At 33.9% G+C, this 22,869-nt stretch carries 17 protein-coding genes; 4 read left to right on the top strand and 13 right to left on the bottom strand.

Going from position 1 to position 22,869, the window contains the following annotated elements:
• Positions 1 to 80: 80 nt before the first annotated feature.
• Positions 81 to 560: a YagU family protein gene (locus JG553_RS11570; protein ID WP_001802886.1), complete on the top strand. Its 480-nt coding sequence runs from the start codon at positions 81 to 83 to the stop codon at positions 558 to 560.
• A 327-nt stretch (positions 561 to 887) separates the two neighbouring features.
• Here the strand turns inward: JG553_RS11570 and ausB are convergent, their stop codons facing one another.
• The 10 genes from ausB to JG553_RS11520 form a co-directional block, all read right to left on the bottom strand.
• The gene (ausB, locus tag JG553_RS11565; protein WP_000215724.1) at positions 888 to 1,532 is read right to left on the bottom strand and encodes an aureusimine biosynthesis 4'-phosphopantetheinyl transferase AusB; all 645 of its coding nucleotides are present in this window, start codon (positions 1,530 to 1,532) and stop codon (positions 888 to 890) included.
• A 12-nt stretch (positions 1,533 to 1,544) separates the two neighbouring features.
• Positions 1,545 to 8,720, bottom strand: a complete 7,176-nt coding sequence (gene ausA / locus JG553_RS11560; RefSeq protein WP_000605282.1) for an aureusimine non-ribosomal peptide synthetase AusA — start codon at positions 8,718 to 8,720, stop codon at positions 1,545 to 1,547.
• Between the two features lie 446 nt (positions 8,721 to 9,166).
• On the bottom strand, positions 9,167 to 10,417 hold the full coding sequence (locus JG553_RS11555) for an MDR family MFS transporter (RefSeq protein ID WP_000826862.1): 1,251 nt from the start codon (positions 10,415 to 10,417) through the stop codon (positions 9,167 to 9,169).
• A 385-nt stretch (positions 10,418 to 10,802) separates the two neighbouring features.
• Positions 10,803 to 11,828 (bottom strand): NAD-dependent formate dehydrogenase, encoded by a 1,026-nt coding sequence (locus tag JG553_RS11550; RefSeq protein WP_000706137.1) that lies wholly within the window; start codon positions 11,826 to 11,828, stop codon positions 10,803 to 10,805.
• A gap of 172 nt (positions 11,829 to 12,000) precedes the next feature.
• The gene (locus JG553_RS11545; RefSeq protein ID WP_001092004.1) at positions 12,001 to 12,360 is read right to left on the bottom strand and encodes a Na-translocating system protein MpsC family protein; all 360 of its coding nucleotides are present in this window, start codon (positions 12,358 to 12,360) and stop codon (positions 12,001 to 12,003) included.
• Positions 12,361 to 12,576: 216 nt separating this feature from the next.
• A complete protein-coding gene (locus JG553_RS11540) occupies positions 12,577 to 13,608 on the bottom strand; it encodes an acyl-CoA/acyl-ACP dehydrogenase (protein ID WP_000171648.1) in 1,032 nt (343 codons plus the stop codon).
• 12 nt (positions 13,609 to 13,620) lie between these two features.
• Positions 13,621 to 14,382 carry an ABC transporter permease gene (locus JG553_RS11535; protein WP_000197958.1) on the bottom strand — a complete coding sequence of 254 codons (762 nt, stop codon included), beginning with the start codon at positions 14,380 to 14,382 and terminating at the stop codon, positions 13,621 to 13,623.
• Positions 14,379 to 15,353, bottom strand: a complete 975-nt coding sequence (locus JG553_RS11530) for an ABC transporter substrate-binding protein (protein ID WP_000826685.1) — start codon at positions 15,351 to 15,353, stop codon at positions 14,379 to 14,381. The genes JG553_RS11535 and JG553_RS11530 overlap by 4 nt, the downstream gene beginning before the upstream one ends.
• Positions 15,354 to 15,366: 13 nt before the next feature.
• Positions 15,367 to 16,107, bottom strand: a complete 741-nt coding sequence (locus tag JG553_RS11525) for an ABC transporter ATP-binding protein (RefSeq protein WP_000590848.1) — start codon at positions 16,105 to 16,107, stop codon at positions 15,367 to 15,369.
• 341 nt (positions 16,108 to 16,448) lie between these two features.
• The gene (locus tag JG553_RS11520; protein WP_000171919.1) at positions 16,449 to 16,961 is read right to left on the bottom strand and encodes a DUF4242 domain-containing protein; all 513 of its coding nucleotides are present in this window, start codon (positions 16,959 to 16,961) and stop codon (positions 16,449 to 16,451) included.
• Positions 16,962 to 17,139: 178 nt separating this feature from the next.
• Here JG553_RS11520 and JG553_RS11515 point away from each other — a divergent pair, with 178 nt between their 5' ends.
• The gene (locus tag JG553_RS11515; protein ID WP_000356963.1) at positions 17,140 to 17,343 is read left to right on the top strand and encodes a hypothetical protein; all 204 of its coding nucleotides are present in this window, start codon (positions 17,140 to 17,142) and stop codon (positions 17,341 to 17,343) included.
• 61 nt (positions 17,344 to 17,404) lie between these two features.
• On the opposite strand, the gene JG553_RS11510 is transcribed toward JG553_RS11515, so the two are convergent.
• Together JG553_RS11510 and JG553_RS11505 are read right to left on the bottom strand one after the other, a co-directional pair.
• Entirely contained in the window at positions 17,405 to 18,364 is a 960-nt protein-coding gene (locus JG553_RS11510) for a cation diffusion facilitator family transporter (RefSeq protein WP_001013484.1), read from the bottom strand.
• A 645-nt stretch (positions 18,365 to 19,009) separates the two neighbouring features.
• Positions 19,010 to 20,497: an aldehyde dehydrogenase family protein gene (locus JG553_RS11505; RefSeq protein ID WP_000290399.1), complete on the bottom strand. Its 1,488-nt coding sequence runs from the start codon at positions 20,495 to 20,497 to the stop codon at positions 19,010 to 19,012.
• A 426-nt stretch (positions 20,498 to 20,923) separates the two neighbouring features.
• On the opposite strand from JG553_RS11505, the gene JG553_RS11500 reads away from it, so the two are divergent.
• Together JG553_RS11500 and isdI are read left to right on the top strand one after the other, a co-directional pair.
• The gene (locus JG553_RS11500; RefSeq protein ID WP_001237004.1) at positions 20,924 to 21,307 is read left to right on the top strand and encodes a YbaN family protein; all 384 of its coding nucleotides are present in this window, start codon (positions 20,924 to 20,926) and stop codon (positions 21,305 to 21,307) included.
• Between the two features lie 6 nt (positions 21,308 to 21,313).
• Positions 21,314 to 21,640: a staphylobilin-forming heme oxygenase IsdI gene (gene isdI / locus JG553_RS11495; RefSeq protein ID WP_000480603.1), complete on the top strand. Its 327-nt coding sequence runs from the start codon at positions 21,314 to 21,316 to the stop codon at positions 21,638 to 21,640.
• A gap of 64 nt (positions 21,641 to 21,704) precedes the next feature.
• Here isdI and cap8P read toward each other — a convergent pair whose 3' ends face one another.
• Positions 21,705 to 22,850, bottom strand: coding sequence for a type 8 capsular polysaccharide synthesis protein Cap8P (gene cap8P, locus JG553_RS11490; protein WP_000723453.1), 1,146 nt, complete (start codon positions 22,848 to 22,850; stop codon positions 21,705 to 21,707).
• Between the last annotated feature and the right edge of the window lie 19 nt (positions 22,851 to 22,869).

The following is a 22,869-nucleotide window of genomic DNA, read 5'->3' as shown; positions in this document are numbered from 1 at the left end:
TTTTTATTGTGATTATTTTCACAAAATACTATAATGAGGATAGTAAATAGAGAGGAGTCCTTAAGTTGACGAAACGACAAATGGGTATATTCATTTATGCTGGAATTATCGGTGGCTTGTTATCTGGAATTGTAAAATTAGGTTGGGAGGTCATGTTTCCACCTCGCACACCAGAACGTAATGCAACGAACCCACCTCAAGAGTTATTGCAACAATTAGGATTTAGTAGTGAGTTTACGCATCAAACATATACATTTTCAAATATGGAATTGCCTTGGGTAAGCTTTATTGTCCACTTTAGTTTTTCTATCGTCATTGCAATTATTTACTGCATATTAGTTAAAAAATACGCTTACTTAGCAATGGGACAAGGTGCTGTTTTTGGTATTGCTATTTGGGTATTATTCCACCTTATCATTATGCCAATCATGCATACTGTACCTGCTGTGTGGGATCAACCATTCCAAGAGCATCTGTCAGAATTCTTTGGCCATATCGTCTGGATGATGACAATTGAATTAGTGCGACAACATTTTGTCTATCGCTATAAATTAAATTAATACACTGACTAACATTAACGTGAGTTTTAAATCATCGTTTGAGTATGATGATTGATGCTCACGTTATTTTATTAACTGACATGATATGATTCCAGCCAACTTACGTGAGCATTAAAGTCTCAAATGCGTCGTAACAAACTATTATTTTCGGTAATTTCAATATTGCTCAGTATATTTTTACCTTATCACTTACTTTAATCTCGTCATGATTTTGAATGATGCCATCGTGTATTCACCTTTCATTTTTCCAATAAAAAAACATCTAACAGTAAACATTTAGGCAGTATAGTTTAAAATCACTGCGCAATGATACTGTCAGACGTCATATTAACTACTCAATAACTGAAATACAGACACTTTTTTATAACCCCAGGGTGCCTGTCCTAAGAAACATACCTGTACCATAAACTGATCAAAAATAAATTGTTTGAACTTCACTTCACGTGATTGATAAAAGTGTGATTGTGTCATATCATAAATGTCCAATCCTTTGATTAAACCTTCACCAATCAATTTTGTAAAACTTTCTTTTTGTGTCCATATTTGATAAAAATCATTTAAACTACATATTTGATGTGCTTCGTTTGTAGAGAAACACGTCACTAACGTACGCCAGTCTAAACGTTGTGATATCTTTTCGATATCAATACCAACTGGTTCTTTATCGACAACACACACGATATAAGGATAACTATATGATAAGCTCACATAGATGGGCTGTCCATCACGATTGTGTTGAACAATATCTGCCTTACCTCGTGGCGAAATGTGATAATGCCATTCATGTGGTAATAAACCTGTGTCATGTTGAATTCCATATTGCACTAAAATATCTCCCAATCTGTGCATGAGTTTATCTTGATTGTATCTATAGTTGACTGTACGCGGTTTTTTATATGACCAACGACTTTGTGATATTAATTCTTCAATACTTTTCAAGTTACTCTGTAATTGCATTACAAATACTGTCATAACTTTCCCTACTTACTTATTGAATATTGTTTTGATATATTGTGCCCAATGATACAGCCAATTGTTAGTTATCGTTGGCCATTTTTCACTGATGTGATTCATTATTTTTAATGTTAATGTTGTATCTATCATTGCTAGTTGTTGTTCACGGTCAACACTAGTTAATCCAATCGTTTCGTACATGTCTTGTTTCTGTAAAATTTCATTAAATGATTCATCGCTGACGAGTTCAATTTCTTTGCGCTTAACGCATTCTAACAAAGATTTCACCGGCATTTTATTAGGTGATAGCACATGGTAAATGATTTGTGGTGTGTTGACCTGTGCTAATGCGACAATTTGTCTTGCAGTCGTATCCACAAAAGAAAAATCTACAGGCATTTCAGCCATGCTAACCCCGATACAATCCAGTTGTAACAAATCATTCATTACCATTGAAAAACGGTTAGTCTTTATATTTCTCATATGCCATCTTCCATTGTAAGGATTCGTCAAATTACCAACACGTACAATCCGACCATCTAAGCCATTATTTACAGCTTCTAATACTTTTAATTCACTATAAAATTTGCTCCGTGTATATGGTGATGTTAGTAGTTGCCCTTTATAGACATCCGCTTCTGAAAATGTCACATCTTCTGTGTCTATATCAAAATAAGTTCCCACACTTATCGTAGACACATATATTAACCTTGCATGATGTTGTTGTGCCAAACGTATGACATCAACAGTACCTTGAACATTTACTTTTTCAAATTCATCATCATCACCAAAGTGATCTGTACGAGCACCTGCATGAATAATCGTATCCATGTTTTCTGGTAAAACAACATCATCCATACACTCGAAATCACCAACAATGACTTCAATGTTTGATAACATTATTTCAACCGTCTCTTCTGAAAAATAATCATTTAAATTCGTCATCAACTTATACCATGCTATTTCCTCATTATCAGCACGTATGAAACAATAAATGCGATGACTGTATCCTTGTAGTACTTCAATCAGATAAGCACCTAAAAAACCTGTCGCGCCAGTCAATAGTGTATTTCCTAGAGGTCGATGACTTAGACTATCCTCTAAAATACCCAAGTTATAACGAGACATAACAATCTTTTGTAATTCCGAAAGATTATCCGGTAATGCAACTAATGATTGTTGATTTTGGTACATATAATTAACAATCTGTCGCACGGTTTTATATTGGTATAATGTCTGCATTGAAATATGATGGCCAAATCGTTTTAAATGCGAGACAACTAACATCGCCTCTAATGAGTTACCACCAAGTTCAAAGAAATCATCGTCAACACCGACATCATTTTGTTTCAATACCTCTCCAAATACATCAACAAATGTCTGCTCAATTTCATTAGAGGGTTCGCTATACACTTTATTAGACTGTTGTATAGGTGATGGATTTGGCAAACGCGTAGTATCCACCTTGTCATTCGTGGTTAATGGCATACAATCGATATGCGTTATAGTCTTAGGAATCATATACTTAGGCAGCTGATCATTTAAATATTGCTTCAAATCCTGTTCCACTTGTTGCTCTCCGACATAATAAGCATTCAATATATCATGCGTATCAAAGTGACTTACTGTTACAACACAATCAGATATACCACGAATAGCTAATATTGCATTTTCAATTTCATCAAGTTCAATACGGTACCCGTTAACTTTCACTTGTTTATCTATTCTTCCTAAAAATTCAATTTGACCATCAGATGTATAACGTGCTAAATCACCACTATGATACAACTTTCCTTTACCAAATGGATTATTTTGCCATTTATCAGCCATTAATTCTGGACGATTAATATATCCTATCGCTAAACTATCACCTGCAATACACAACTCGCCTGGCATACCAATACCGCATAACAAACCATCTGACATAATATACACTTGGATGTTAGATAAGGGTTTGCCAATTGGAATCGTCTCAGGTATCAAATCACCACAATGATGTGACCAATACGATGTGATGACTGTTGACTCAGATGGTCCATAGGCATTGAAATACGTGCCACAATGCTTCTCAATATATTTAACAAAGGATGCCGTACTAGTTGCCCCGCCTGTAATCAACTTTTCAATATAAAAGTCTTCCATAACACTACACATCTGTAACGGAATCGACGCAACCGTCACACGATGCTTATTAATGAGTTGTTGTAACTGTTCTGGATTAACACGTTCCTCTCTATCTGGAATCACAAGCGTATGACCATTTAACAAACAACAATAAATCTCCATAACTGATGCATCAAAAACAATATTTGCATGTTGCAAAAATACTTCATTGTCGCCTAATTGCAATTCAGTTGACCATGCATGCACTAAATTCAACAAATTTCGTTGTCGTATGGCAACCCCTTTAGGCATCCCGGTCGTACCAGATGTGTAAATAGCATACATCTCATTATCTAACATCGCTGTGTTTTCAAGTTGATTGCCATGTAAATCATCATATTGTTCATTTTCCTTTGATTCAACAAAGCCTTTAGCATTTTCCAATTGAATGACTGGTAATGTCGTTTCAATTTCAACGCCGTAAGACATGACTGCAGTTACTTTAGCATCCTCCAAAATTGCACCTTGTCGTTTATTCGGAAAATCAATATCGATAGGTATATAAGATGCACCTACTTTAACTGTCGCCAACATCGCCGCAATCATTTCAAAACTACGTTCTGTAAACAAGGCAACCCGTTGACCATTGCCCACACCATTTGATAGGAGCATGTGCGCAATGGCATCCACATAGTTGCGTAATGTTTCATACGTCATTGTCAAATCATTCATGACTAGCGCAACATGATTACCTTGTCGTGAGACAACTTCATTAAAGTAACTTATGATAGATTTATTTCCCGGGACATTAAGCATTCGATCGTTAACATGCGTATTGACCCAATTTAGAAGTTCCTCCGTGCCGTTTGGTATATCACAAATTTGTAGTGTATCTTGATGCTTCAAAATATAATCAATCATAATCATACATTGATTACCCATGTGACGAACTGTTTCTGAGTGATATAAATCGGTATTATACTCGATATTGATTGTATAGTCATCGCGATCTTCTTCAATGATGAAAGATAAATCAAATTTCGCCGTCACTGATTTGGGTTGAATGTGTGTTAATTTACTATGCCCAAAATGAGCATGATTCGTTTCATTGTTTTGTAGTACTAACATGACATCAAATAATGGATTCCGTGAGGCATCATGTGATTGATCTAAGTCATTTACTAAACATTCGAATGGGTATTCTTGATGCTCGTATGCCTCCAAACTCATTTCCTTAACCTCTTGTAAAAACTGTGTCCACATTTTATCAGGTGACGGTTGCCCTCTATATACCAACGTATTAGCAAACATGCCTAGCATTTGCTCCGTGCCTTTATGCATACGCGCACTCATCACACTACCGACAACAACATCATCTTTTCGAGCATATCTACTTAACAACGTCATGACCACACTCATAAAGAACATAAAATCAGTAATTTGATGCTTTTCTACATACTTTTGAAGTAGCTGTCTCATTTGTTGATTCATTGTAAATGACATCATTGCTCCATTTGTCGTTTTAATATTTGGTCTAACATAGTCTGTCGGTAAGCTTAAAATAGGTACTTCATCTTTGAATTGAGATAACCAATATTGTCTATGTTTCGTCATATCACGATGCGACATCCACTCACTATAGTCTTTATATTGCAATTTAAGTGGTAACAATAATTTATGTTGATAAAGTGCGTTAAGATCATTCATTAATTGTATATTACTCATACCGTCATTAATGATATGATGCGTATCTATAAAGAGGTATGCATGTAAGGGACTTCTAATGTATCTCACTCTAATTTGACTTGGCTTTTCCAAATTAAAAGGTGCTACAAATTGGCGCATGATTTCTTGTTCATCCGTAAAATGCGTGTTAACTTCTTCAAAGTCAACTGCAACATCTGCCACAATACGTTGTCGAACCTCATCATCTACAACAATATATTGTGTTCGTAAAATCTCATGTCGCGCTATCAAACGCTGCACTGCTTGTCGCAATTGAGCTACATTAAGTTCTGATGATAACCGCCATAAAAAAGGTACGTTATACACCGTATCTTTATGGTTTGATTTCCATAATAAATACATACGCTTTTGTGCAGAGCTCAGCACATAATCATCTTTAACTATAGTTTCTGGAATCACTTCATAGTTTTGTTCTTGAACCTTAGCAATCGCTTGTGCTAGTTCAAATACAGTTGGCTTTTGTAATAAATCACCAATTTGTAATCGTTTCCCAGTAGATGCCTCTATCCGATTCACCACTAACGTTGCTTTTAATGAATGGCCACCTAATTCAAAGAAATTATCATGAATACCTACTTGATTCACATGTAAAATATCTGCAAAAATTTGGCATAGCAAGTGTTCGGTATCTGTACTCGGTGCTACATAGGCATCCGTATCGACATAGTCCATGATAGGCAATGCCTTCTTATCTAATTTCCCATTAATAGTAATAGGAATTTGCTCAATATGCATGAAATTAACTGGTATCATGTACTCCGGTAAGGTCATACGTAATTGTGATTTAATCTTATTATGTGATAATGTATGCATCGCTTCATAATAAGCAACGATATACTGATCTTGATCATGATTTTGAACAATAACAACTGCTTTATTAATACCTTGTATACGCTCGAGCGCATGCTCAACCTCTGACAACTCAATCCTAAACCCTCGAATCTTAACTTGTTTGTCCTTTCGATATAAATAATCTATGTTGCCATCGGGTAACAAACGAACGATATCACCACTTCTATACATCAGCTGATTTATATTTGAATCTTTGATAAATTTATCTGCTGTCAATTCTGGCTGATTTAAATAACCTGCAGCTAACCCAAAGCCACTTGTACATAATTCTCCAGGAATACCAACGCCACACCGACGCTCGCCTTGCATGATATAAACATGAGTACCCAGAATCGGTTTACCAATAGGAATACGATTTGGAACTTTGTTAGGTATATTATACGTCGTTGTAAATGTTGTATTTTCAGTTGGTCCATAACCATTAATAATTTGAGGATGCTTCGGTTTTTGATTAAGCAAATCCACCCACTTAGCATTCAATACTTCTCCACCAATTAATAAATACTTTAACGGTACCAATACTTCTATTCGTTCACTAGCAATCTGATTAAATAATGAGGAGGTTAACCACATAGTATTAACGTCATTTTCATTGATTAATTGTTCTACCGCTATTGGATTTAATAATTGTTCTTTTTTAGCAACAATCAGCTTTCCACCATTGAGCAATGCACCATATATTTCAAATGTTGCAGCATCAAAGGCTATAGTTCCTGATAACAAAATCGTCGTCTCTTCATTTAATGGTACATAATGATTTTGATGGACCAAGCGAACAATACCTCGGTGCGGAATTAGTGTCCCTTTAGGGTTACCAGTTGTCCCCGACGTGTAAATAACATAAGCATGATCTTCTAACGTGTTACATTTAGAAAGATTATCAATATTTTTCCACGCTATCTTATTCAAATCAATGTGATTAATATTTTGTTTACCATTTTCATATAAAGCTTGGTACGTTATTACAACTTTAGGCGTTACATCTTTTAAAATGTACTCCTGACGATCACTTGGATAGTTCGGATCAATTGGCACGTAAGCCCCACCAGCTTTCAACACACCTATCATCGCTATTATCATCTCAATACTTTTTTCAGCTATGACAGCGACACGATCATTAGGTTCAACACCATACTGGTTTCTCAAACGGTGTGCTAAATCATTCGCGCGTGCATTCAATGTTTGATATGTTATAAACACTCCGTCAAATTGCACAGCGACATGATTCGGCGTTGCTTCAACTTGTTGCTCAAATAAGGTAACAACTGTTTGCGCATCATCTATCTCAGGCAAACTTAAATTGATATCGTCATATAATTGAATATCACGTTCTGTCATCAAATTAAGTTCATCTACAGTTGTTCGTTTATTTCCATTTTCTTCAGTAATTTGCAAATAAATATTTCGAACTAAGTCACTCAGCGTCTCGATTGAGAGCAAATCATATGCTGCACTGTTATATATAATTTTGAACCCGTGTTGATGTGGAAAAATTTCAATATCCGCTAAAGATGTATGTGCATCATGTATTTGATGTACATCCTCAATAACATCATTACAACAAGACATCATATGATGATAACAATGAAAAATAGTCTCTAGTGAAAGCGAAGACTTCGCGCACTGTAATTGCGACATATTTTGCAACACACATTTATTAAAATCTGTTGTAAAACGTTGACATACATCTTTTGCATCGATTGTTAACGTTAACGGCACAATATTTCCGTGTAAATCATTTGGTAAATGTGATGGTACATGTATACCTAATGTGACATCATGTTGTTGACTCATTATATGATTAGCTAAATACACACTAACAGCCAACGATGCCATATCTATTGATGTCATATCATCAATCAAATACGTTTGATATAAAGCTTGTTCAAATGGATGCTTAATTGGAAAATAACTATCAATATGGATGTCAGAGTTATTCTCTAACCGAAAATAGTTTGAGTCTAATGCTATATGCGATGCATCTTGATTGTCTTTATCATCATTTCTATTTATATGTGCATGCTGTCGAGTATTGTTAATAACAGTATTGCCACGATATGCATTGCATAAATCATCAAGAAAAATATCAATTTGACTATCATCGAAAATGGACACATGAAAATCTAATAGTATATATGCAGCATCAGCGAACTGAAACAATTTAACTTTGAATAAAGGTGAATCATTAAAATGGTAAGTACTTAATTCTTGCTTAAAAAAAGCTTCTAAATCATAGTTTGCGGAAGAAGATGGAACTTGTTTTATCTCAATAAAAGGCAGAAATTCATGAAGTATCATTGTTAAATTGTCATCGGTAGTAACATCAAAAAAATGTCTTATAGATGCATGTTGTTGCACAATTGTCGATAATGCATACATCATTTTAGTAGCTTCAACATTTTTAGCGAGTTTAACCCAATACGCATTACGGTGTGTCGTTGATTCTGTATTATTTTTGTATATACGAAAATATTCCTGTTGAAATCTCAAATTACCCATAATCATAAAAAGTCCTTCTTTCATATCATAATACTCATTACTTACTGAAATTGCATGATGATATGATAACCGACGAAATGTTAATTAACTCGTTATGTAATGATTAATATAAAACACCATTCGCAACATATGAGCGATATATTCTACCCTAAAATACATCTTGTATCATCGTTACAATTGGTATATTTTTCAATGTAAATTACATACATCTTCGATAAATAGCACACTACAAATCGTTAATCACTTTCTGTTGTTCACATCTCATTGCAAACTCAATATTGTTGTTACAAAATATCCATGAAGCAAGTTTATATTAAACAAACAACTCGCATAAAACAATTGTTATCCTTAAATTTTAACAAATTCTTAATAAATTTATCTCTATTTTAATTACGACCAAATTAATAGGTTTTCCATATAAAAAGATGCATAAAATAAATATTTAAATAAATTCAATTTGTATTCACTTGTTTTTGTCCCCCAAATACACCAGCAACAAGCATGCTAGCACCAATTGTTAAAACGATAAACATATACAGTCCCATTTGTAATGACGTTAAGAAAACACCCAACACAATCCCTAACCTAGCTAGTGTTTCTGAAAAATGAATACCTAATGCATTAACTGCACTATATGTTCCTCTTTTAGCTTTAGGAATAATTTTAAAGCGTTGTTCTGAAACTATAGGCGAATAAATAATTTCACCTACAGTCGCAATTATCATAAAAACAACTAATAAGCCAAACTGATTAAGATAGGTTAGACCACTATAGCCAACAATATAAATCAGCAAACCAGTGATTAAAGCTTTTTTAAAATCTATTTTCAATACAACTTTCGAGATTGAATACGTGAGTAAAATGACGACGACCGTATTAATCATTAGCAAGATTGCTAACATCTTAGCACCTGTAATATCATATGAACCTATACTTATTGTTTCAAACTGATCCTTTAGTCTAATAGCAATATATGAGGAGATTGAAAATTCACCCATCATGATGATACTGAACCCCGAAATCAATAACATATAATTACGGTCTTTCAAAACTAATTTATAACTGCGAAATATATTCATTATTTGTAATTTTTGATAACGACTTGCATGCCTCTTGTCATCACTTTGCTTTACTTGATTTCGGTCTTGAGGTAACCAAATATATAAAATAAAGAGTACAATTAAAAATATACAAGCTGCTATTAAGAAAAGTAGTAACATACTGTAGCCATACATCAAGCCACCTAACAATGCCCCAATAGCTACCGATAAGTTTGTCATCCAATAGCTAATCTTGTAAATATAATGTTCCACGTCTTCGGTAATTGCATCCATAATTAATGTGTCCATAACTGGAAATTGTAATCCCCAAACGATTGTAAATATGGCATATGCAACACAAAAACCAATAATTTGCCACAATTGATGTGACCCAAATACGCCCATGAACACAAGCATTATCACCATCGTCGCTTGATAAATAAGTACTAGCAACTTTTTCGGAAATATCTCAATAAGGTAACCAGATATAATGGACAATGGAAATTTTAGAACCACTAAACCAACAAGATATATACCGACAATTGATTGACTTAACATATCTGTTAAATATAGTGCTATAAACGGTATAAATGCTGTCGTAATAATTAGCTGTAAAAAATTGCTAATCAATCGTACTTTCAAAGTCGTACTTAAGCGTTTCATTAATAACTACACCCCTTTCCACATATATACACACTACCATTTATATAAAATCTATTATTAGATTATACGTTGAAACAAAGAATTTTTAGTTATACAAAGTTATTTAACAAACAAATGCATCGACTTTACAATGCATCTTGCATATAATGCCTCAAAAAAATTAGCACTATATGACTATATATTATTCCAAATGAATGAAATTTATCAATAATTGCGTAAGTGAACACATATGTGCGTAAATGTTAAATCATTGTCCTAACATAGCCGTGACTATACTTAGATGTAATCATAAAAAAACTACTGCCATCTTTACAACAGCAGTAGTGCTTATATGATTCATTTATATAAAATTGAAAGCGTTAATCGCTAGCCCAGCATCCTTATTCTATTTAGCTGTATAACTTTTACTAGCAATACGACCACTTGCAACAATAATATCTTTATCTTGGAAAGGTTCATGATTGAAGAAACGCTCTAAAATATCTTTAACTCCATCTTCAATACGTTTTTGTGCTTCTAAAGTCATACCTGAATAGTGAACCGTCATAGCATTTCTAGGCATTGTTCTCCATGGATGATCAGCAGGTGCAGGTTGTGGATACCAAACATCACCAGCATATCCTTGTAAATGCTCGGATGCTAACGCTTCAACTAACGCATCGCGATTTACAATTTTACCACGTGCAGTATTCACTAAATAACTGTGTTTTTTCATACGACTTAAAACATCTTTATCAAATAAGTTATCAGTTTCTGGTGTTAATGGTGCATGAATTGTAATCGCATCACTTGTTGAAACAAGTTCATCAAAGCTTACAAATTTAGACAATTTATGGTCTTGTTGATTGATTGGATCATAGTGTTGTAATGTTACATTAAATGGCGCTAATCTTTCAGCAACAAGTTGTCCAATTCGACCAAATCCAAAAATACCAATTGTTTTGTGTTGTAATTCATGCGCATGATTACCTACTTGAGACAAGTTCCATTCACCTTCTACTGATTGACGATGACCTTCTTCATAGTTTCTAAGAAGTATTAATAAATCCATAACCGCATGTTCTGCCACACTAACTGTATTACTTCCTGTAACTTCAACGACACCAATATTGTGTTCACTTGCTGCCGCTAAATCTACATGGTCAGATCCTACACCTGCTGTAATTGCTAATTTCAAGTTCGGTGCTTTTTCAATACGTTCACGAGTCATATATGCAGGATAAAATGGCGCACTAATAATCACATCCATATCTGGTAAATGTTTATCTAAGTCTTCACCATTATCTGCTAATATAATGAACTCATGTCCTCTTTCCTCTAAAAATGTTTTTAATCCTAATGCTTTTTTAGTATTAAGTAATTGATTTTCTTGACCTTCTACTGCTTCTGGAAATAATGCTACGATTTTCATATCCATCTCTCCTAAATGATAAATTTTGACTTCCTTAAAGTACGTGTTGCATGTTGCTTGTTTTAAAAATATGACAAAAAAACGGCACCGTTTGACATACCACCCCCTTGAATTATTGTTAAATTCAAAGCGAAGTTAGCAAACAGCACCGTGTACCTTACACCAGCAACACTTATTCTATTGACTTATCGAAAACAAATATTGAAATGACTTCATCATCATTCAAATCAATATCTGTAAATAATTTTACAAACTTAGCGCCTACAAGACTTTCCATCTCATTTACATCTATTTCTTTATACATCTGTTTAATCTTCTCTGTGCGTGTATAATGGAGCATCGATTCATTGCGTTTGTCGTTTAGGTAAAAACTCTCAACTTTACTCAAAACACCTGTCATATGTGCAATCGCCCAATTATCTTTAAACGACACTCGAATACTATTGGGTCCTTTACCCACGTATTCTTTACGATAAGATCTTACTAGATTCGAGAATTGTTGTTCTTTAGTATGCGTATCTATAGTATTCACCTTCTTTAAAATAAGAAGTTCATTAATTGTTCACATTTTCATTATACACCTTATTAACACTTTTTCAATGATAACGATTATTATTATTACGAAATGTATATTTTCCTAGTTAAAAGGATATAACAAATTAACAGAAAATGTTTATAAACTAAGATTTATATTATTTTAAAAAATGTTTCAACAAACGCATCTAAACAAAAAATCAGCTTATCACACTTACCCCTTCAACTCTGCTTCAAGTTTACCTAAATGTCTTAATGTCGGTGTCAATGCTGCGAAGAAGAATCCTTCTTTTAACTTGCGAACTTGTGGCGAATATGGTGTGTACGCTCTAGAACCACCATTGACAACAGAAGCTTGATTTACATCTAACAATAAATAGCCGATGTCCTTCTTCAATGATATTAATTCATTTAAATGTGAAGTTAAGTTACCGTCATCTAATATTGCATAATATTCCTCTCTAAGTTGACGATAACGTTTTTTAAAAGCTTCAACATCATACTCTAAATATTGATTTATTCCGTTTTGCACATTTGAAAATGCATCAATTAACTCTAAAGAACTTTTAATTGAGCCTAATCCTATTGGAATTTGGTAAGCAATAAATTGCGGGCGAATAGTTGCCGCAAACTGCTTCGCATCATGCGTGATAATTTGTGATTGTGGCACTACGACTTGATTCAATGTGATTTGATACGTTGCTGACCCGTTGACTCCTAAAAAATTGGTTTTTTCAACAAGAGTGATACCATCTTGATTGGCACGTAGAATGAACATGACAAATTCATCTGATGATTCATGTTTCGAAATCGCACCAAAATAATGGTCTTCTTGAATATTACTTACAGCTGGCATACGTCCACTGACAACCAATTGTCCATCAACATAAGTGTGTTCAAGGTTCAACTTTTCTAAATCATTAAATGACTTCATCGGATTAGACAATCCGGTAGCACCTAATATTTCTCCAGATAACAATTGCTGTTGTAAGTCATTATTTAAATGTGGCTGCGTGGCATTTTCTAAATACGTTGAAAAAGCTAATTGGCACCATAAACAAAATCCTGTTGTCAAACAAGACTGCGATACAGCTTCGATTACTTCAGCATTTTTTCTCAATGCCGCCTCACCGAAATAACCATCTACAAATAATTGCTGAATAAATGTTCTCGGATAATACGTCCCTTCATCAACTTCTACTAAATGAGGATCTAATTGTTCTTTGATAAGCGTTTCTAAAGTCATCATCATCTCTCCTTATTCACCAAATCTTCTAAGTATAAACTGCTCAATATAACTAATGAATCGATCAATAATAAAACCAAATAATCCGATAAAGAATATTGCTGCTAAAACATCTTCTAAGTTCAACATATTTCGTGCATCAACGATTAAAAAACCTAATCCCGATTGTGCACCAATCATTTCACCAGAAACTAAAAATATCCAACTTGTTCCTACCGCCATATGTATCCCAGCCATGATTTGTTTAAATGCCCCGGGAAATAATATATTGCGATACAATGACCACCCAGTTAAATTTAAATTTGCTGCTATTTTTAAATATTGAGGTTCAATGTCTCTAACGCCTTTAATAGTATTGAACACAATTGGGAAAAAAGCAGCGATAAAAATAATCGCAATCGCTGGCAAACTACCAATACCAAACCATAGAACAACAAATGGTGCCCATGCTATCGGAGATATCGGCCTAATCAATTGAAATAGCGGTTCGATAGCGTTGTATAGCCAACGATTCCTTCCAAGCAAGAAGCCCAATGGAATAGCAACCAACAATGCGACAACAAAGCCCGCTACAAATCTCCATAAACTAATTGCTAAATGTTGGAAAATTTCTCCAGTAACAATGAAAGACCATATACTTTTTCCTACAAGAGCAGGACCCGGTAACAATACAGGTTGGTAATGCCCAATAATAATGACCATTTCCCAAATGCCTAAGAAAATAATAAATGTGATAATAGGTAATATAAATTTGTTATTTGTGGGACGTGTCATGAACGCGATGCCTCCTTATACAATGACGGTTCAACAAAGTCATCATATGCAGGTGGATTAAACAAATGATGTTGTTTTACCAATGTCGTAATTTCTTGATAGCCGGATGGCTTAATTGTTAAATCACCATAGGATGTCCATGCCGCTGACTGTGTTAAAACGTCACGACTTTGTTTAAAATGATGCGTCATAATGTCTACACTTTGCTTGCGATCATTCATTTTAAAGCCAGACTTTTTATAATCTTGTACAAATGCTTGCGCTACATCCTTGTGTTGATCAAGCAATTCCCCTCTCAGTACTAGCACACAGCAATACGCATCAGGTATAACGTCATCACCATGTTTCAAAGTCTTACCTTTGCCTAACTTTTCACCCAGTGCACCGAATGGTTCGGCTACAGAATACCCTGTAATTCTGTGTTCACTCAATGCGGCTGGCATTTCTGCTGGCGACATTTCATGATAGCTAAAATGCCCCGGTTTAATCTTTAATTGTTTACGTAATTCCTCAAGTAAAAGATAATGTGTTGAATAACGATGTGGTATACCAAAATGGTAATCATCGCCATTATTATTAAATTCATTTAAGTGCATACCTTTTTGTCCCATAATGACATTGCCTTCATGATGGCCCAATGCCACAGCCTTTATATTTGAGCCCTTCTGTTTTGATTTCATCGCTAGCTCTATTAAAGTTGATGCACCATCAATACGACCACTGTTTAATGCGTCCATTAAATCTGGCCAATTATTGAATTTAACTAATTCTAGTTTATATTTCGGATGATTGTATTGTGATAATAATTTTTTAGTCATCATCAAATTAGCTGAATGTGTAATCGGCAAATATCCAATTTTAATCACTTGCTGATTTTGGGCATTTTTAGACCGTTCTTTAGACGTCCTTTGCCAATCACATCCTGTAATTATAAAGATTCCAATGATGACGATTATGCTTAACCTTTTCATCGTCACTCACTCCTTATAAATAATATTCAGGTTCAACTTGATGATGATTCAATGCAAATGTTTCCATAATTTCATTACGAATCTTAAGTAGGTGGCTATCATTACGACTGCGTGGATGTGATGCTGTAATTTCATATTGAGAAATAATATTGCACCCTTCACCTAACAGAACAATGCGGTCGGAAAGATAAATAGCTTCATCAATGTCATGCGTCACTAAAATAATAGTTGATTGCGTTTTATGTTTTAGTTGCACTAGTTGATCCTGAAGTTTATAACGTGTAAATGCATCTAATGCACCTAATGGCTCATCCATCAATATAACGTTAAGCTTATGCACATGCGCTCGACATAGTGCCACACGTTGTTTCATACCCCCGGACAGTTGCTCGGGAAAATGCTTTCCCCTGTCTTCTAAATCAACTAATTTAAGCTGTGCGTTAATCTCTTCATCACTAATTTTCTGTTGTAATCCAATCCTAATGTTGTCATTAATCGTTTTCCATGGCAGCAAATTATGATGTTGAAATAGCATTAAACAATCTGGAGATGGCTGTTGTTTAATTTCGTTATCAATAATGACACGACCAGACGATGGATGAATAAATCCACCGATAATATTGAGTAAAGTAGACTTTCCGCAACCACTTTTCCCTATGAAAGTGACTATTTCTCCCTTGCTAATGTCCAAATTAAAGTTATGAATTACTTTATGTGATCCAAAGTGATGTTGTAATTGTTGAATTTTAATCATGACAAGCCCCCTTTTAATCCCTACTATTTTAATAGGAATTAAGTGTATATCTAAAGGGCTATGCCAAACACAGCCCTTATATCGTGAATTGTTATATCTATAGATGATTATGGTTTGGTATGAGTGCTCTTATAACATAAGCGTTATTCAATTAACGACGTTATATTAATTTCAGCTCTACTAAATTTCAATAAAATGATTGTTTTAGACAATACTTGCATTTAGTTCATTAGTTTCTTCATATCAACTACTTACATTTATAGCATTGAGCTATTCTAATTAACTGCAATCGAAATCCATGCCAAACCTATATACATATATCTCATCAACTTGTTGTCTTATTAAAGTTTTTCGATGCCATCAATCGGTGTATCAACTGCTTTGCGCGCGCGACGTACCGCTTCTTCATCAGGTGCGTTGTATAAACAAATACATTTAGACATATCTTCACATACATATGTGCGTTTAAATTCAACTTCTGGCACTTCTTCATAATGAACAGAATTTTTCTTTTTACGTGCTAAATATTGATCCATCGTAATGCCTTCCGGAATGTTCCAAGTTACAAGGTAATCAACATGTGCATCACCATTTTTAACTTCATCTAAATCTTTACCAACTAAGCGTACTTCTTTGACTAATTGAATACTAATATCTGCTTCTGTTAAAAATTGTTTAGCTTCTGCTTCGTCATTTGCTTCCACAATAAAATAACCATGAGTTAAATTTTCAGTAGCTTGTACTTCAATTAATGTTGGAATTGTCTTCGTAGATAGTGATGCTGCCTTTGCTTCTAGTTCTTCTTTCGTTGATGCAAAATCAAGATTGTTAGCTTCTAATAAAAATAATGTCATTAATAAGACCTCCTATAACAATGGTTGAAAAAATATTACTATAATTCTTATCGGATTACAAGGATATTAAGATATTTTTTTAAATATTTAGATAAAATTCTGTAAAATATATTTTCAAAGAGTATAAAAATCATGTTAGGGTATAAGTAAATAAACATATATATAGGGGGCTATCATTATGGATAAAGAATCTGTCGTAGCAAGTTTAGCTAGAAACAAAAAGATTGCTGTAGAAACAATGGCCGGTCAAAGGTACATCATAGAACGCATTTTACATACAAATGATGAAAAACATATTCATATTTTGAAACCTAAAGATGTCGTGTTAGATGTAGATAGCATCAAAGAAATTGACGAAAATCATTTAAATGATGCAACATAAGTATAAAACGAAACGTGCGCCTATGACATAGATTAATGTTTTAGGCGCTACAATGTTTTATTTATGTTAATTTGTCGAAGTATGGCTCATCTAATGGATTCAATTGCAAGTTTTCAATTTGCAACGTTGAATGTGCAATGCCATATTTTTCTTTCAACAATGATGATACTTGATCAATCGCTTGATAATCATCACCCTCATATTTTTTATCTAACACAACATGGGCACTTAATGAATAATGCTCTGTTGTAATACTCCACAAATGAAATTCATGTACATCTAATATGCCATCTATGTTTTTAATATCTGCCATAATTTGATCAGTATCCAAATGTTGAGGCACACTTTCCATTAAAATTAACCACGCATTACGCGTAATTTTATAACCACCACGTAAAATGATGAGTGAAATTACAATACTAATGATTGGGTCGATGATGCGCCATCCTGTAAAGTAAATCAATACAACTGCAACGATGACACCAATAGAGTTCAATAAGTCTCCCATGAAATGCCATAATGCACTTTGAATATTGATATTGTCTTCTTGTTTTAAAGACCTTACAAGGATAACAGTCAAAATAATATTGACGAGTAAACCAATACTAGCAATCATAAACATAATGCCACTTTCAATTGGTTGCGGATAAATAATACGTACAATAGCTTCATATAAAATCCAGATTGAAATTACAATTAATGCTAAACCATTTAAAAATGCAGCTAATATCTCAAATCTTAAATATCCAAATGTGTATCGTGCAGTCGGCTTTTTACTTGCAAAATAAATGGCCAACATAGATAAACCAAGTGCTAATACATCACTAAGCATATGAAATGAATCTGACAGTAATGCCAATGAATTAGATACTAAACCTCCGACAAATTCAATCACTGTAAATAACAATGTGATGATTAGTGATGCCCACAGCGTCTTTTTAGAACTTTGTTGAATTTTTTGATGATTGACATGATGAAAATATTTGTATCTGTTTATCGTATTCGCCTTTTTCCCATTCATACGTTTGCCACTCCTAAATAAATGCGTCGTATTTAATATTGTCGCTTTTAAAAATAATTCTTTATAGCTTCTCAGGTTAATATTAATGCTTCCGTAATTAACCATGATTTATACATCATCGTCATTTACATGACAACTCATTAATCTTTACCCTTTATAGCTTTATGTAATATCACCTTGGAAAACTTTTACAGCACACTCGCGCTTTGCTTTATTCCTATCATATAGAAAATTTTAATAATGTACGAGATTATTGTGTTAGTTACATAAAAATGACAAAAAAGTATCTCAAATTTATTGTTTAGTTTCATTAAGTTCAAAAAATCGCAATAACTTTAATGATTGTTCCGCATATTAAAACAAACGATGACTTTGCATATTGAACTTCATATTTCTAAATCACCATAATTAATAAACAACTCTGTCCTTATAATAGCCGCATCGCAAATTAGCATAATTAAAAACAGCAGTAAGATGATTTGCAATTAAAAACCATCCTACTGCTATTATTTTAGTCATTATATCCTAATATCATGATACGTGTTCCTATATATTTTGTTTTGCTTAAAATCTAAACAACGCCGTTAAATGTTAAGACTTACCGCTAGACTGACCTACAAACACGCTTCAGAAACGATATTTATTCTAGTACAAACCTTTTAAAGCATTGCTTGTATCAATATAAATATTTTTAACTTGTTGATAGTTACTTAACGCACCTTTATAAGTTTCTCGACCGATACCTGATTTTTTATAACCACCAAATGGTGCGCCTTCTGGTACTTGGTTGTAAGTGTTAATCCAAATACGTCCTGTACGTACAGCTTTAGCAATATTTAATGCACGTGTGATATTTTGAGAAAATACACCGCCTGCTAAACCATACTCAGAATCATTAGCTATATCAATTGCTTCTTGATCGTCCTTCACTTTAATCACTGTTAACACTGGTCCAAATATTTCTTCTTGTGCTAATTTGTGATGATTGTCTGGCACAGCAATTAATGTCGGCTCAAAGAAGAACCCTTTATCTAATCCATTTTCAGTTAAGCGATGACCGCCTGCTAAAATTTGTGCATCTGATTCTTTTGCTGCATCAATATATGATTGAATTTTATCTAATTGATCCTTACCAATTTGACTACCCATTTGTGTAGCTTCATCTTGTGGATTTCCAACTTTAATATTTGAAAATGCCTCTTGTAAACGTGGCACCAATTGATCATAAATTTTTTCATGAACTAATAATCGAGAACCTGCACTACATACTTCACCTTGGTTGAATAAAATACCTAACTGAATACCTTCAACTGCAAGGTCTAAATTAGCATCATCTAATATGATATTGGCGCTTTTACCACCAAGCTCTAATGTAGCGGGTACTAGATGTTTTGCTGCAGCTTCGGCAACTTGATAACCTACATCAGTTGAGCCCGTAAATGATAATTTATCTACACCATCATGATTGAAAATTGCATTACCTGATTCTGAACCTTTACCCGTTAGTATATTGACAACACCTTTAGGTAATACCTCTTGGAAAATTTTAGCAACTTCCAATAAACTTAATGGTGTTGAAGACGAAGGTTGAATCACAATTGTATTACCTGCAGCAATGGCTGGCGCAATCTTCCATGCAGCTAATAGCATTGGGAAGTTCCAAGCAACAACAGCACCTACGACGCCAATCGGCTCATGTCGTACGATACTCATTGTGTCTTTATCGATATCATTCACTGTACCTTCTTCTGTTTCAATAACACTTGCGAAATAATGGAAATGTCTTGCAGCAAATGGAATATCAATTGCTGTTGTCTCACGAATCGGTTTACCATTATTTAATGTTTCAATCATTGCAATTTTATCTTTTTGTGCCATTAATTTATCACCAATATCACGCAACATTTGTGCACGTTCTGATTTAGAAGTTAATGACCATGATTCAAATGCCTCTTGCGCCACTTTGACTGCATGATCGACATCTTTATCTTTTGCTCTTGTAATATGTGATAGTGTTTCTCCAGTTGCTGGATTAGTCACTTCGATTGTTTCGTCACTGCTACCTTTAACAAATTCCCCATTGATAAATAAACCATAATTCTCTGCAATATAATCTCGAACGTTTACTGCCATATTATCTCTCCTTTGTTTATTGGCTATAATATAAATCTCTTAGCATCATATTTAATAATGCTTTTAAACGATATGATTCACATTATATAGTAAGCGTTTACATTTTATAAAATAATCAGCTCACAGAAGTCTCATTTTTAAAACTTTTGCGTCGTTTTTGCACATAAAAATAATCTTATTTTCGAAAACATATTGCACTTTTCAAAAATAAAACACATAATATAACTATAATACTTGAGAATAATTCTCATTAAATAGTTTGGTTGTTATGAAAGTCGCGCTTAAAATGCGTTAATGTGACAAGGATAATTCAACATCGTTTCATTTTACTGAGTCATTGCACTTATCATACACATTATATTTAGCATGAGTTATATTACTAAAACAATATTACATGCGCATTAGTACTAGAATGGAGTTTTTTCAATGCGACTTATTTTAATCGTCATTGGCTTAATATTTACAGCGCTTGGTATTGCAGGTGCCGTATTACCTTTACTGCCAACGACCCCTTTTTTACTCGTAGCAGTTTTTTGCTTTGCTCGAAGTTCAGATCGCTTTTACAATTGGCTTATTAATCAAAAAATTTATAAAGAATATGTAGAAAACTTTTATTTACATCGAGGCTACACGCTACAACAGAAAATTAAAATTTTAATTAGCTTATACATTGTAATAGGTTTTTCAATTTATATGGTGGATGTTCTTGCAGTCCGTGTAGGATTAATCATAATGGTTATCATACAAACCGCTGTACTCTTTACATTTGTAAAAACATTACCCAAATCAAATCATAAAATAGAGGAGTGATTGCCCATGTTTATGGCAGAAAATAGATTACAATTACAAAAAGGCAGTGCGGAAGAAACGATTGAACGTTTTTACAATAGACAAGGTATTGAAACTATTGAAGGCTTCCAACAAATGTTTGTCACTAAAACATTAAATACCGAGGATACAGACGAAGTTAAAATCTTAACTATTTGGGAATCTGAAGATAGCTTTAATAATTGGTTGAATTCCGATGTATTTAAAGAAGCTCATAAAAATGTACGTTTAAAAAGTGATGACGATGGACAGCAAAGTCCAATATTATCAAATAAAGTATTCAAATATGATATTGGCTACCACTATCAAAAATAAATATATTAAAAACCCCTAGTCACCGCTGGTTGTCTAAACCAACTTCATGATTAGGGGTTTTTTATTATTTGTGACGTAAAGGTACGAATTCATCCGGCTTGTCTGTGCGCAATCCAAAATAATATTCTATTGCTTCACAAATACGTCGTGATGCTTGTCCATCACCATATGGATTATTCGCTTGACTCATACGTTGATACGCTTCATCATCCTCAATCAATTGTTTCACATTTCGAACAATATTGTCATAATCTGTGCCAATTACTCTCGATGTTCCCGCCTCAACGCCTTCGGGACGCTCTGTATGATTCCTTAATACCAACACAGGTTTTCCAAATGTAGGAGCCTCCTCTTGAATACCACCAGAATCTGTCAGCACGAGGTACGATTGATTTGTAAAATTATGGAACTCAATCGCATCTAATGGCTCAATTAATTCAATCCGATTTCTCCCAGATAAATATTTTTCGGCAATCGCTCTTACCTTTAGATTACGATGCATTGGATAAATGAAGACAACATCTTTATATTCATCTGCCAAATCTCTTACTGCTTTAAAAATCTGATGCATCGGTTCCCCAATATTTTCACGACGATGCGCTGTTAGTAAAACAACTTTCTTGCCTTTATGTTTATTAATAATCGTTGAAACAAAATCATTTTGAACTGTTGTTGACAATGCGTCAATAACTGTATTTCCAGTAATAAAGATACGCTCTTTGTCTTTGTTTTCAAAAAGTAAATTTTTAGCTGCAATTACTGTTGGCGCAAAATTCAATTCAGCAATATTACTTACCATGACTCGATTTAACTCTTCAGGAAATGGTGAGTATTTCTGATGTGTTCGAAGTCCAGCTTCTACATGTCCGACCGGAATTTGATGATAAAATGCTGCCAAACTTCCTACAAAAGTCGTTGTAGTATCACCATGTACTAAAATCATATCCGGTTGTTCCTCATTAATGATGCTATCAAGTTTAGCAAGTGCATTCGCCGTAAGGCCTGCTAATGTTTGTTGATCTTGCATAATATTTAAATCATGATCAGCTTGAATATCAAATATACTTAACACACTATCTAACATATCTCTATGTTGTGCTGTAATCACAATGTTCGCTTCAAAGTTCCCATTATGATCAATTTCTTTTACTAATGGTGCCATTTTTATTGCTTCGGGTCTCGTACCGAAAATAACCATAATTTTTTTCATAACATTATCCTCTCTGAAG

The organism is Staphylococcus sp. T93, from assembly GCF_016743875.1.
Taxonomy (GTDB): domain Bacteria; phylum Bacillota; class Bacilli; order Staphylococcales; family Staphylococcaceae; genus Staphylococcus; species Staphylococcus aureus.
The sequence above is the reverse complement of the archived record's forward strand: the minus strand, read 5'-3'. Positions and strand labels throughout refer to the sequence as shown.

Coding starts and splice junctions, on each gene's coding strand:
- JG553_RS11570 (WP_001802886.1), top strand. CDS start 81: ATGGGTATATTCATTTATGCTGGAATTATCGGTGGCTTGTTATCTGGA.
- ausB (WP_000215724.1), bottom strand. CDS start 1,532: ATGACAGTATTTGTAATGCAATTACAGAGTAACTTGAAAAGTATTGAA.
- ausA (WP_000605282.1), bottom strand. CDS start 8,720: ATGATTATGGGTAATTTGAGATTTCAACAGGAATATTTTCGTATATAC.
- JG553_RS11555 (WP_000826862.1), bottom strand. CDS start 10,417: ATGAAACGCTTAAGTACGACTTTGAAAGTACGATTGATTAGCAATTTT.
- JG553_RS11550 (WP_000706137.1), bottom strand. CDS start 11,828: ATGAAAATCGTAGCATTATTTCCAGAAGCAGTAGAAGGTCAAGAAAAT.
- JG553_RS11540 (WP_000171648.1), bottom strand. CDS start 13,608: ATGACTTTAGAAACGCTTATCAAAGAACAATTAGATCCTCATTTAGTA.
- JG553_RS11535 (WP_000197958.1), bottom strand. CDS start 14,382: ATGACACGTCCCACAAATAACAAATTTATATTACCTATTATCACATTT.
- JG553_RS11530 (WP_000826685.1), bottom strand. CDS start 15,353: ATGAAAAGGTTAAGCATAATCGTCATCATTGGAATCTTTATAATTACA.
- JG553_RS11525 (WP_000590848.1), bottom strand. CDS start 16,107: ATGATTAAAATTCAACAATTACAACATCACTTTGGATCACATAAAGTA.
- JG553_RS11520 (WP_000171919.1), bottom strand. CDS start 16,961: ATGACATTATTTTTATTAGAAGCTAACAATCTTGATTTTGCATCAACG.
- JG553_RS11515 (WP_000356963.1), top strand. CDS start 17,140: ATGGATAAAGAATCTGTCGTAGCAAGTTTAGCTAGAAACAAAAAGATT.
- JG553_RS11510 (WP_001013484.1), bottom strand. CDS start 18,364: ATGAATGGGAAAAAGGCGAATACGATAAACAGATACAAATATTTTCAT.
- JG553_RS11505 (WP_000290399.1), bottom strand. CDS start 20,497: ATGGCAGTAAACGTTCGAGATTATATTGCAGAGAATTATGGTTTATTT.
- JG553_RS11500 (WP_001237004.1), top strand. CDS start 20,924: ATGCGACTTATTTTAATCGTCATTGGCTTAATATTTACAGCGCTTGGT.
- isdI (WP_000480603.1), top strand. CDS start 21,314: ATGTTTATGGCAGAAAATAGATTACAATTACAAAAAGGCAGTGCGGAA.
- cap8P (WP_000723453.1), bottom strand. CDS start 22,850: ATGAAAAAAATTATGGTTATTTTCGGTACGAGACCCGAAGCAATAAAA.